The sequence below is a fragment of the Georgenia sp. SYP-B2076 genome (genome assembly GCF_003991205.1).
GTDB lineage: Bacteria > Actinomycetota > Actinomycetes > Actinomycetales > Actinomycetaceae > Georgenia.
In genome coordinates this window covers 1-542 of record NZ_RXOZ01000030.1, presented here as the reverse complement: position 1 = coordinate 542, position 542 = coordinate 1, and the positions used below count along the sequence as shown (strand labels likewise).

Here is a 542-nt window from a genome sequence, read left to right as displayed (position 1 = left end):
GGCCGGTCGGCTGGGCGGGGCCGGGACGATGGCCCTGAGCAGCACGAGCACGGACACCCTGTGGCTGTGGGCCAAGGAGTTCACCGCGGCCACCTACCGGCCCCAGCTCACCCTCGTCTTCGAGCCGGGCGAGCCGCAGGCACAAGACACGTCGGCGCCGTCGGCGCCGGCGGACGTGACCGCGGCGGTGAGCGGGGATGTGGTGACGCTGGGGTGGTCGGCGTCGTCGGATGACCGCGGGGTCACCGGCTACACGGTGCACCGCTCGCAGACCGACGGGTTCACCCCGTCGGCGGCGACCCAGCGGGGGCAGGTCACGGGGACGAGCTTCACGGACACGGGTGTGGCGGCCGGGACCTGGTACTACCGGGTGGTGGCCACGGACGCGGCCGGCAACCTCTCCGCGGCGTCGGCGCAGGCCACCGCCACGGTGGTGCCGGCGGCGCAGCCGGTGACGGTGGTGCTCGCACCGACCGCTGATGCGGTGGTGCGTCAGTCCGAGCCCGGGTCCAACTTCGGGGCGCTGAACCAGCTCGCGTCGC

General features: G+C 74.5%; 1 pseudogene. It reads left to right on the top strand.

Going from position 1 to position 542, the window contains the following annotated elements:
- Positions 1 to 542 (top strand): annotated as a pseudogene (locus EJK16_RS19605) (fibronectin type III domain-containing protein); the annotation flags it as partial.